We start from the raw sequence: 10142 nt of genomic DNA, 5'->3' as shown, positions 1-10142 counted from the left end.
CTCCGGGCGCTTCCCTTCGGTCTTGCGTTTCCGACTCTATCAGATCTTTCCGATCCGATTTCCTCGGTGCTTTCCGGCCTTTCGGCCTTCCGGCGTGTCCACAACTTTAGCCGATTTCCCCGGCGACTCATAATCGAGTCATCTCGGATTGAATTTCGGCATGCCGAAATCGCACCCGATTGGGTTCGTCTTCTGAGTAGTGGATGGCCGCTCCGGATCTGCTGAACAGCAGTGCTCCGTCTCAAGCGGCTCGGACTACGTTAGGCGTCCGCGATGCCCGAGTCAAGTTGCGGTGCGGCCCCGGCGGCGCGGCACATGGGCCCGGTACGGGCTCACCGTCGGGTCTCCGTCGATCCAGAAGCGCCACGGGTGGAAGGCGCCCTCACCGCCGACCCCGGTGCGCGGGCCGTTCCGGACCTGTTCGGGGGAGGGCCGGCGGCCCGGGAGGAGAGAGAGGGGCGCGGTCGGGCCGAGACAGAAGTCGGCGCCGTTCAGCGCGCGGTCGACGTCGAGCGCGGTGGCCAGCCGGGCGGGTCCTTTGGCGAGTTCCTTGTCGTGACGGGCCGAGAGCCGACGTTTGCGGGTCAGCTCCGCGCCCACCCGTACTTCGCCGGCGCGCAGCAGGACCCCGCTCGCCCTGCCCTCCGGGCCGCACACCACGTTGAGGCAGTGCCACATCCCGTATGTGAAGTAGACGTACGCGTGGCCCGGTGGGCCGAACATGACCTCGTTGCGTGCGGTACGGCCGCGGAAGGCGTGCGAGCCGGGGTCGGCCTCGCCCGCGTACGCCTCCACTTCCGTGATGCGCAGCTCGATGGGGCCGTCGTCGGTCAGCCGGGTCAGGGTGCAGCCGAGGAGCTCCGGGGCGACTTCCAGGACCTGGCGGTCGAAGAAGTCCCGGGGCAGCGGCGTACGGTCAGAGCGCTCGATCATCGGTCCCGAGCGTACCGGGGGCCCGCGAAGCCGCGGAGAGAGCGGCCGGAGCGCGGTATCTCGGGAATGCGGGAACCGGCTACGGTCGTCGCGCGTATGTAGGGGTCAGGACCAGAAGGAGTGGACATGGGCTTCAAGAGGCTGCTTGCGAGCATGGGCGCCGGCGGCGCCTCCGTCGAGACGGAGCTCGCCGAGGCGAACGTCGTCCCCGGCGGGGTCGTCCAGGGCGAGGTGCGTATCCAGGGCGGTTCGGTGGATCAGCAGATCGAGGGGCTGTCCGTCGGTCTGCAGGCGCGCGTCGAGGTCGAGGGCGGTGATCAGGAGGTCAAGCAGGACATCGAGTTCACCAAGCAGCGGCTGGGCGGCGCCTTCGAGGTCAAGGCCGGCGCGGTGCACGTGGTGCCGTTCGGTCTCGAGATCCCGTGGGAGACGCCGGTCACCATGATCGAGGGACAGAGCCTGCGCGGGATGAACATCGGTGTGACGACGGAGCTGGAGATCGCGCGCGCCGTGGACTCGGGCGACCTCGACCCGATCAATGTGCACCCGTTGCCGGCGCAGCAGGCGATCCTCGACGCGTTCGTCCAGCTCGGCTTCCGCTTCAAGAGCGCGGACATGGAGCGCGGTCACATCCGCGGGACGCGGCAGCGGCTGCCGTTCTACCAGGAGATCGAGTTCCTCCCGCCGCAGCAGTACCGCGGGCTGAACCAGGTCGAGCTGACCTTCGTCGCCGACGACCGGGAGATGGACGTCATCCTGGAGATGGACAAGAAGCCGGGCCTCTTCAGTGAGGGCAGCGACTCGTACAAGGCGTTCCAGGTGGGCCACGACAGTTTCCGGTCGACCGACTGGACGGCCTACCTCAACCAGTGGCTGGCGGATGTCGGCGGGCGTCGCAACTGGCTCTAGGCTCATGGGCGGAAGAGGCAGGACGGCCGAATCGGAGGGTTTGACGTGACCGAGCTCAAGAGGGCTCCGCTTCCCCACGACTTTCATCCGGCGGTGCCTTCGTTCACGCTGATGAGCGATGACATCGAGCCGGGATCGATGCTGAAGGACGCGCAGGTCAAATCGGCGGGCGACACCTCGCCGCAGCTGCGCTGGGAGGGCTTCCCGGCGCAGACCGGGAGCTTCGCCGTGACGTGCTTCGATCCCGACGCGCCGACCGGCAGCGGCTTCTGGCACTGGGTGCTCTTCGACATCCCCGCGTCGGTGACGGAGCTCCCGGCGGGTGCCGGGAGCGGGAAGTTCGAGGGGCTGCCCGACGGCGCGGTCCATGTCCGTAACGACTACGGGTCCAAGAACTTCGGCGGGGCCGCTCCGCCGGCCGGTGAGAAGCACCGCTATGTCTTCACCGTGTACGCGGTGGACAGCGAGAAGCTCGGGCCGGACGCCGATGTCTCACCGGCGGTCGTCGGCTTCAATCTGCGCTTCCGCACGCTCGCGCGTGCCCAGCTGATCGCCGAATACGAGGCTCCCGCGGAGAGCTGAGAGTTCGCTTCGCGTTTGCCCTGCCCTGGTCCTGGAGAGATCAGGGCAGGGCAGTTTTGTTGCCGGGGGTCCTGGTGTCCTCCCCCGGCAAGGCACGGATATTGCGTTGTCCATCTCGGCTCGCCCGGCCAGAGTTGATCCCAGGCTGATGCCCGCCGACGGGGGCCGGGCCGGTGAACGGAGGTGGGCAGGATGCGGGACACACTGGTACTCAATGCGAGCTTCGAGCCGCTGTCGACGGTGACGCTGAACCGCGCGGTGGTGCTGGTGCTCCAGGACAAGGCAGTGGTCGAGCAGTCCCACCCGGCACTGCGGGTGCGTGCGGCGGCGGTGGATCTTCCGGTGCCCCGGGTGATCAGGCTCTGCCGGTACGTACGGGTGCCGTTCCGAAGACAGGCGCCGTGGTCGCGGCGGGGTGTTCTGGTGCGGGACCAGCACCGGTGCGCGTACTGCGGACGGCGTGCCACGACGGTGGACCACGTGGTGCCGAAGTCGCGCGGGGGTGCGGACAGCTGGCTGAACACGGTGGCTTCGTGCGCGGAGGACAACCACCGCAAGGCGGACCGTACGCCGGAGCAGGCGGGTATGCCGCTGCTGCGTGAGCCGTTCGTCCCGTCGCCGGCGGAGACGATGCTGCTGGGGCTCGGGTCGGGTGAGCGCGCGGCGCTGCCCGACTGGCTGGCGGCGCAGCCCGCGGCTTGACGAAGGAGGCCCGCCCCCGGAGTTCTCGGGGGCGGGCCTCGTCGTGTCAGCGCAGCAGCAGTTGGACGATGGCGATGCTGCCGACGACGACGATGAAGGCGCGCAGCACCTGCGGCTTGAGCCTGCGGCCGACTTTCGCGCCGAGTTGCCCGCCGAGGGCCGATCCGACGGCGATCAGCAGGACGGCGGTCCAGTCGAATTCGGCGACGAAGAGGAAGAACACGGCGGCGACGCCGTTGACGACGGCGCCGAGGACGTTCTTGACGGCGTTCATGCGCTGGAGGCTGTCGTCGAGCAGCAGCCCCATGAGGGAGAGGTACAGGATGCCCTGGGCGGCGCCGAAGTAACCGCCGTACGCGCTGGCGAGGAGCAGACCGGTGTGGAGGGCGGGCCCGCCGTGCGGGTGCGGCTCGGTGCCCCGTGCCGCGTGGCGGCGCTGCACGGCCTTGGCGAGGCGGGGCTGCAGGACGATGAGGATCAGCGCGAGGGCGATCAGTACGGGGACGATCGTGGCGAAGGCTTCCGACGGCAGGGCGAGCAGCAGGACGGCGCCGGCCAGGCCGCCGAGGAGCCCGGTGACGCCGAGGCGCAGCACCCGGCCGGTCTGTCCGCGAAGTTCGGCGCGGTAGCCGATGGCTCCGCTGATGGAGCCGGGTACGAGGCCCAGCGCGTTGGAGACGTTCGCGGTGATCGGCGGCAGTCCGGTGGCGAGCAGTACCGGGAAGGTGATCAGGGTGCCGGAGCCCACGATGGTGTTGATGGTTCCGGCTCCCACGCCGGCCGCGAATACCGCCAGTGCTTCCCAGATGGACAACGCCATCTCCTTACATGTCCGTGAGTCACCTCCCCGCCGTCAAGGTCGAGGGGTCTCACCGATCATGCATGAAGGGACGCGCGGTCAGTCGATGGGGGGCTGCTCGCGGCGTTCGGTGCTGTTGCCGTTGCCGCCGGACTGCTTGGGCACGGTGCCGCCACCGCCCATGCCCGCCATGGGGTTGAAGCTGCCCATCGCTCCGCTGAGGCCCTTGAGGGCGTCGCCGATCTCGCTGGGGACGATCCAGAGCTTGTTGGCGTCGCCCTCGGCGATCTTCGGGAGCATCTGCAGGTACTGGTAGGCGAGCAGCTTCTGGTCGGCGTCGCCCGCGTGGATCGACTCGAAGACCGTACGGATGGCCTGGGCCTCGCCCTCCGCGCGCAGGGCGGCCGCCTTGGCCTCACCTTCGGCGCGCAGGATCGCCGACTGCTTCTCGCCCTCGGCGGTCAGGATCTGCGACTGGCGGATGCCTTCGGCGGTGAGGATCGCGGCGCGCTTGTCGCGGTCCGCGCGCATCTGCTTCTCCATCGAGTCCTGGATGGAGGTGGGCGGCTCGATGGCCTTGAGCTCGACGCGGTTGACGCGGATGCCCCACTTGCCGGTCGCCTCGTCGAGGACGCCGCGGAGGGCCGCGTTGATCTCCTCGCGGGAGGTCAGGGTCCGCTCGAGGTCCATGCCGCCGATGATGTTGCGCAGGGTGGTGACGGTGAGCTGCTCGATCGCCTGGATGTAGCTGGCGACCTCGTAGGTGGCGGCGCGGGCGTCGGTCACCTGGTAGTAGATGACGGTGTCGATGTTGACCACCAGGTTGTCCTGGGTGATCACCGGCTGGGGCGGGAAGGGGACGACCTGCTCGCGGAGGTCGATGCGGTTGCGGATGGAGTCGATGAACGGGACGACGATGTTCAGACCCGCGTTGAGGGTGCGGGTGTAGCGCCCGAAACGCTCGACGATGGCGGCGCTGGCCTGTGGGATGACCTGGATCGTCTTGATCAGGGCGATGAAGACCAGCACCACCAGAATGATCAGGACGATGATGATCGGTTGCATCGCGTTCCCTGTGCCCTTCGCTGCCGGATGAGTCCGATGATCAGTTTCCCAGAACACGGGCCGCGGTGTTGCCAGTTCGGCCCCTTCCGCCGCTTCGGTCCGGACGAGACCGGGTGGCGGCGGCCTCACATCACCACAGCGGTGGCCCCGTCGATCTCGACGACGTCGACCTGCTGGCCCTTTTCGTAGGCCATGGTCGCGTCGAAGGCGCGGGCGGACCAGATCTCGCCGGCCAGCTTGATACGGCCGCCGCTGCCGTCGACCCGTTCGAGGACGACGGCCTGACGGCCCTTCAGGGCGTCGACGCCGCTGGCGAACCGGGGATTCTGCGATCTGTGCCGCATCGCGATGGGGCGTACGACGGCGAGGAGCGCCACGGACACCGCGGCGAACACGAGCACTTGGGCCACCGTTCCGCCGCCGAGCGCCGCGACGACGGCCGCTGCCACCGCCCCTGCGGAGAACATTCCGAATTCCGGCATGGCGGTCAGCACGAGCGGAATGCCCAGTCCGACCGCGCCGATCAGCCACCACACCCATGCGTCGATGTCCACATGGGCATGGTAGGTCGGCCGGAGGGGGTCGGGACAGGGGGCGAGTCAAGGTCACCCGCCCCTGTGCCGGGCGGAGTTCAGCCGAGCGGGAGGCCCTGGGCCGACCAGCGCTCGCCGTTGCGCTCGACGACGAGCGGCAGGCCGAAGCAGAGCGACAGGTTGCGCGACGTCAGCTCGGTCTCCATCGGACCGGCGGCGAGCACCTTGCCCTGGCGGATCATCAGGACGTGCGTGAAGCCGGGGGCGATCTCCTCGACGTGGTGCGTCACCATGATCATGGAGGGAGCGTACGGGTCGCGGGCGAGCCGGCCGAGCCGGCGGACCAGGTCCTCACGGCCGCCGAGGTCGAGGCCGGCGGCGGGCTCGTCGAGGAGCAGCAGCTCGGGGTCGGTCATCATGGCGCGGGCGATCATGGTGCGCTTGCGCTCGCCCTCCGAGAGGGTGCCGAACCTGCGGTCGAGGTACTCGGTCATGCCGAGGCGGTCGAGGAAGGCGCGGGCGCGCTGCTCGTCGACCTCGTCGTAGTCCTCGTGCCAGGTGGCGGTCATGCCGTAGGCGGCGGTGAGCACCGTCTCCAGCACGGTCTGGCGCTTGGGGAGCTTCTCGGCCATGGCGATGCCGGCCATGCCGATGCGGGGCCGCAGCTCGAAGACGTCGACGCCGCCGAGGCGCTCGCCGAGGACCTGGACCGTGCCGGTGGTCGGGAAGAGGTAGCTGGAGGCGAGGTTGAGCAGGGTGGTCTTGCCCGCGCCGTTCGGACCGAGGATGACCCAGCGCTCACCCTCCTTGACCGACCAGGAGACGTCGTCCACCAGAGCGCGTCCGTCGCGGACCACGGATACGTCCACCAGCTCCAGTACATCGCTCATGAGCGCGTAGTCTCCCCATGCAGTCGTCTTGAGGTGTTCGGGTGCGATTCGGTTCTTTTGTGCACCTGGCGCACCTGTGGGCACACCACCCAGGGAAAACCTACGCCACCGGGTGAGTGCTCCGGTCGCCCGGTCCGGTCCCTAGGCTGGTGCCATGCTTTCGGAACCACGCTCAGGACGGCTGGCCGCATGGGGGAATGCCCTGCTTGCCGGACTTGTGTCACCGGACGACGCGGTGCACACCATTGTCGGTGACGACGCGGTCCACCGCGTCGAGGGGCTGCCCGGGGAAGCGGCGCCGGTCGGCCTCACGCTCGCGCTGGGCCGGCTGCGTGCGCTCGGCGTCACCGGCTACCGGGTCGCGCTCCCCGCCGCGGGCCATCCGCTGGGGCTCAGCGGCCCGCCGGAGTTCAACGCCCGGGCCCTCGATGCCGAGGAGGCGGTCGTGGCGACGGGGGCGGCGTACGGGCTGGTGCCCGAGGTGTACGAGGCCGGCCCGGCCGGCGACCTCCATGTCGAGGTCGTATGGCACTGCCTGCCGGTACGGGAGGCCCCACCGGCGGACGTGCCGTCGCTCAGCGAGGCGGAGCGCGAGCTGGCGGAGGCTCTGCGGGACGCGACGGCGGCCCTGACGCGGCTCGATGTCGCGGCGTCGGGCCCGGTCGCGGCGGCGGCGCTCGACGCGTACCGCGCGCGGGCGGAACGCGGCGCGGCGGCGGACACGCTGGCACCCGGTTACCCGCCGCGTGCGGTACGGGTGTTGGAGCTGGCGCAGCGGATCGGCGTACTGGTCTCCCTGGCGTACGAGAACGGCCACGGGGGTGCGGTGAGCGCGTCCGAGATGGCGGCGCGGGTGGAGGCGCTGCGGCCGGTCGAACGGGTGGCCCGGAGGGCGCAGGTGGCGGCGTACAACGCGTGCGTGGAGGAGCGCGAGCGGGGGCGGGGCTGACCCGCGCAGTCCCGAACCGGACCGCTGCCCCGGTCCCCTGCGCCTCGATCTCCCCCTACGGCGGCCTGTCGGCCGTGGGGGTATCCCCAGGCGGGGCCGGGTCGGCCGGTCCCGTCCGGGCTCCGCCCCGAGCCCCGCGCCTCAGACGCCGGCGGGGCTGGAACTTGCCGGTCCCGTCCGGGCCCGGCCCCGCCCCGCCCCGCCCCCGCCGGCTTGCCCGGTTCCGTGCCGGGTCCGGGACCTTGAGCGTCGGCGAGGCTGCGCTGGGCCGGGCAACTCGAGCCCGGCCTGGGGGCACTCCCCCTACGCCTCGCGGCGTGGGAGGCGCACCCACACACGGCCGCCAAGACGTAGGGGGAGATCGAGGCCACCGCGCGAAGCGCCGTACCGGGCCCGGGCGAAGCCCGGCCCGCCCGCCCCGAGGGCGGTACGGGGTCCGGGGCCTGCCCCGCCACGCGGCGGAGCCGCACATCGGTACAGCGGGAAGGGGCCGGTGGGGAACAAGCCCGCCGCAGGCGCCACGTACCCGCGCCCGCGGCAGGCCGCGCGTCACACGTTGATGCCGCCGTTGCCGAACGCCGGGTTCAGCAGGCCGATCAGGTTCACCGTGTTGCCCACGACATTCACCGGCACATGCACCGGCGCCTGGACCACGTTGCCCGACAGGACGCCCGGGGAGTGCACGGCCTCGCCGTGGGCGTGGGCGCCGCCGGTGGTGGCCGCGGCGACACCCGAGCCCGCGGCGACAAGGCTGCCGGCGATCATGGTGAGGGCTGCGGCCTTCTTCAGGTTCTTCACTTGTCATTCCTCCTGGGCACTCGCTGCGGCCGGCCGCCGCAGCACGCCCTGGAGAACGCCCACGAGTGGATCAGGATGCGCCGTGTGGGTGACATCCACCCGACAGTATGAATCTCGGACCGCATTCCGGCGCTCCGCACAACCGACGCAGCCCCCGGCCTGTCGGCACGTCACCCCGTCATCCCGTGCCGCACCGCCCACAGCGCCGCCTGCGTCCGGTCCGCCAGATCGAGCTTCATCAGAATGTTCGAGACGTGTGTCTTGACCGTCTTCTCCGACAGGACCAGCGCCCGCGCGATCTCCCGGTTGGAGCGCCCGTCCGCGATCAGGGCGAGCACCTCGCGCTCCCGTTCTGTGAGGCTGCTGCCGCGGCCCGTGCCGCTGCCCGGCGTGTCGTCGGCCAGCAGGGCGCCGGCGATCTCCTGCTGCAGCAGGACGTGGCCCGCGTGCACGGAACGGATCGCGCCGGCCAGCGCGTCCGGGTCGACGTCCTTGTAGACGTAGCCCGCCGCGCCGGCGCGCAGGGCGGGGACCACCGTGCGCTGCTCGGTGAAGCTGGTCACGATCAGGACCTTGGCCGGGTTGGCCAGCTCCCGCAGCTTGCGCAGGGCGTCGATCCCGTCCATCCCCGGCATCTTGACGTCCATGAGGACGACGTCCGGCAGCAGCTCCTCGGTGAGCGCGACGCCCTCCGCGCCGTCGCCCGCCTCCCCGACGACCTCTATGTCGTCCTGGACCTCCAGGAAGGTGCGCAGACCGCGCCGCACCACCTGATGGTCGTCGACCAGCAGGACACGGATCCGCTTGTCAGCCACCGGGGACCTCCATCTCGACCGTGGTGCCCTTGCCGGGCTCCGATTCGACGCTCAGCCTGCCGCCCACGCCGCTCGCCCTGTCCCGCATGGAGACCAGCCCCAGATGCCGTCCCGCCCTGCGGACCGCTCGCGGCTCGAAGCCCCTGCCGTTGTCGGTGACGGAGAGGACCGCGCCCTGGCCGCGGCGGACCAGCACCACGTCCACCTCCGCCGCGCCCGAGTGGCGCAGCGCGTTGTGCAGGGCTTCCTGGGCGACTCGCAGCAGGGCCTCCTCCTGAGTGGCCGGCAGGGCCCGTATCCCGCAGCTGTCGAAGCTGACGCGGGCGCTGTGGGCGCGGTCGAGGACCTGGATCTGGGTGCGGAGGGTGTTGACCAGCCCGTCCTCGTCGAGGGCGGCGGGGCGCAGTTCGACGACAGCGGCGCGCAGCTCGTCCGCGGCCTCCGCGGCGAGGTGGGCCACCTGCTGGAGCTCGCCCTTGGCCCGGTCCGGGTCGCGGTCCACGAGCGCCGCGGCGGCCTGTGCGGTCAGCCGCAGCGAGAACAGTTTCTGGCTCACCGCGTCGTGCAGTTCGTGGGCGAGGCGGGAGCGCTCCTCCGCGATGGTCAGCTCACGGCTGCGCTCGTACAGGCGGGCGTTGGTGAGGGCGATGGCGGCGTGCTGGGCGAGGATGCCGAGCAGCCCCTCGTCCTCCTCGGTGAAGCCGCAGCCGCCCTCCGGCCGCGGGCACCTCTTGTTGGCGAGGAACAGCGCGCCCATGACCTCGTCGCCGTCCTTCACCGGGAGGCCGATGAAGTCGGACATGTCGGGGTGGGCGGAGGGCCAGCCCTCGAAGCGCGGGTCCTCGCGGACGTCGGCGAGCCGCTCGGGCTTCGCGTCGCGGAGCATCGAGGCGAGGATGCCGTGCTGGCGGGGCAGCGGGCCGATCGCCTTCCACTGGGCGTCGCTGACGCCGTCGACGACGAACTGGGCGAAGCCCCCGTGATCGTCCGGCACGCCCAGCGCCGCGTACTCGGCGTCGAGGAGCTCGCGGGCCGAGGCCACGATCGTCTTGAGCACGTCGCGCACCTCGAGATGTCTGCTCATCGCGAGGAGGGCGGTGCTCACGGCGGCGAGGCCGGAACCGGGTCGGTGGCTCATGCCACTCACCGTACCGGCGGGGTGTGACG

General features: G+C 70.8%; 12 protein-coding genes. 4 read left to right on the top strand and 8 right to left on the bottom strand.

From position 1 onward, the window contains the following. Positions 1-282: 282 nt before the first annotated feature. Positions 283-933: a DNA-3-methyladenine glycosylase gene (locus ACFYOP_RS32120; protein ID WP_356898797.1), complete on the bottom strand. Its 651-nt coding sequence runs from the start codon at positions 931-933 to the stop codon at positions 283-285. 126 nt (positions 934-1059) lie between these two features. On the opposite strand from ACFYOP_RS32120, the gene ACFYOP_RS32115 reads away from it, so the two are divergent. The 3 genes from ACFYOP_RS32115 to ACFYOP_RS32105 all read left to right on the top strand — a co-directional run bounded on the left by ACFYOP_RS32115 (position 1060) and on the right by ACFYOP_RS32105 (position 3126). Continuing rightward, entirely contained in the window at positions 1060-1842 is a 783-nt protein-coding gene (locus ACFYOP_RS32115; protein ID WP_356898796.1) for a sporulation protein, read from the top strand. Between the two features lie 45 nt (positions 1843-1887). Further along, complete coding sequence (locus ACFYOP_RS32110; protein ID WP_356898795.1) at positions 1888-2424, top strand: YbhB/YbcL family Raf kinase inhibitor-like protein; 537 nt, start codon at positions 1888-1890, stop codon at positions 2422-2424. Positions 2425-2616: 192 nt separating this feature from the next. Beyond that, a complete protein-coding gene (locus ACFYOP_RS32105; protein WP_356898794.1) occupies positions 2617-3126 on the top strand; it encodes an HNH endonuclease in 510 nt (169 codons plus the stop codon). 46 nt (positions 3127-3172) lie between these two features. Here ACFYOP_RS32105 and ACFYOP_RS32100 read toward each other — a convergent pair whose 3' ends face one another. The 4 genes from ACFYOP_RS32100 to ACFYOP_RS32085 all read right to left on the bottom strand — a co-directional run bounded on the left by ACFYOP_RS32100 (position 3173) and on the right by ACFYOP_RS32085 (position 6413). Beyond that, positions 3173-3946, bottom strand: coding sequence for a sulfite exporter TauE/SafE family protein (locus ACFYOP_RS32100; RefSeq protein WP_356898793.1), 774 nt, complete (start codon positions 3944-3946; stop codon positions 3173-3175). A 78-nt stretch (positions 3947-4024) separates the two neighbouring features. Then, entirely contained in the window at positions 4025-4990 is a 966-nt protein-coding gene (locus ACFYOP_RS32095) for an SPFH domain-containing protein (RefSeq protein WP_356898792.1), read from the bottom strand. A gap of 125 nt (positions 4991-5115) precedes the next feature. Then, the gene (locus ACFYOP_RS32090; RefSeq protein ID WP_356898791.1) at positions 5116-5544 is read right to left on the bottom strand and encodes an NfeD family protein; all 429 of its coding nucleotides are present in this window, start codon (positions 5542-5544) and stop codon (positions 5116-5118) included. A gap of 77 nt (positions 5545-5621) precedes the next feature. Further along, positions 5622-6413, bottom strand: a complete 792-nt coding sequence (locus ACFYOP_RS32085) for an ABC transporter ATP-binding protein (protein WP_356898790.1) — start codon at positions 6411-6413, stop codon at positions 5622-5624. Between the two features lie 154 nt (positions 6414-6567). Between ACFYOP_RS32085 and ACFYOP_RS32080 the strand changes: the two genes are divergently transcribed. Beyond that, positions 6568-7362: a hypothetical protein gene (locus ACFYOP_RS32080; protein ID WP_356898789.1), complete on the top strand. Its 795-nt coding sequence runs from the start codon at positions 6568-6570 to the stop codon at positions 7360-7362. 549 nt (positions 7363-7911) lie between these two features. Here the strand turns inward: ACFYOP_RS32080 and ACFYOP_RS32075 are convergent. The 3 genes from ACFYOP_RS32075 to ACFYOP_RS32065 form a co-directional block, all read right to left on the bottom strand. Continuing rightward, positions 7912-8160 (bottom strand): chaplin, encoded by a 249-nt coding sequence (locus ACFYOP_RS32075; RefSeq protein ID WP_356898788.1) that lies wholly within the window; start codon positions 8158-8160, stop codon positions 7912-7914. Positions 8161-8330: 170 nt separating this feature from the next. Further along, positions 8331-8975, bottom strand: a complete 645-nt coding sequence (locus tag ACFYOP_RS32070) for a response regulator transcription factor (RefSeq protein ID WP_356898787.1) — start codon at positions 8973-8975, stop codon at positions 8331-8333. Then, positions 8968-10113, bottom strand: coding sequence for a GAF domain-containing sensor histidine kinase (locus ACFYOP_RS32065; protein WP_356898786.1), 1146 nt, complete (start codon positions 10111-10113; stop codon positions 8968-8970). Before ACFYOP_RS32065 ends, ACFYOP_RS32070 begins: the two co-directional genes overlap by 8 nt. Between the last annotated feature and the right edge of the window lie 29 nt (positions 10114-10142).

Origin of the sequence: Streptomyces sp. NPDC006294 (assembly GCF_042870895.1) — a bacterium.
Taxonomy (GTDB): domain Bacteria; phylum Actinomycetota; class Actinomycetes; order Streptomycetales; family Streptomycetaceae; genus Streptomyces.
This window is presented reverse-complemented; position numbering and strand designations above follow the sequence as displayed.

Excerpts from the sequence above, each read along its gene's own strand:
- ACFYOP_RS32085 (WP_356898790.1), bottom strand. The coding sequence starts at position 6,413 with ATGAGCGATGTACTGGAGCTGGTGGACGTATCCGTGGTCCGCGACGGA.
- ACFYOP_RS32065 (WP_356898786.1), bottom strand. The coding sequence starts at position 10,113 with ATGAGCCACCGACCCGGTTCCGGCCTCGCCGCCGTGAGCACCGCCCTC.
- ACFYOP_RS32105 (WP_356898794.1), top strand. The coding sequence starts at position 2,617 with ATGCGGGACACACTGGTACTCAATGCGAGCTTCGAGCCGCTGTCGACG.
- ACFYOP_RS32080 (WP_356898789.1), top strand. The coding sequence starts at position 6,568 with ATGCTTTCGGAACCACGCTCAGGACGGCTGGCCGCATGGGGGAATGCC.
- ACFYOP_RS32115 (WP_356898796.1), top strand. The coding sequence starts at position 1,060 with ATGGGCTTCAAGAGGCTGCTTGCGAGCATGGGCGCCGGCGGCGCCTCC.
- ACFYOP_RS32120 (WP_356898797.1), bottom strand. The coding sequence starts at position 933 with ATGATCGAGCGCTCTGACCGTACGCCGCTGCCCCGGGACTTCTTCGAC.
- ACFYOP_RS32095 (WP_356898792.1), bottom strand. The coding sequence starts at position 4,990 with ATGCAACCGATCATCATCGTCCTGATCATTCTGGTGGTGCTGGTCTTC.
- ACFYOP_RS32100 (WP_356898793.1), bottom strand. The coding sequence starts at position 3,946 with ATGGCGTTGTCCATCTGGGAAGCACTGGCGGTATTCGCGGCCGGCGTG.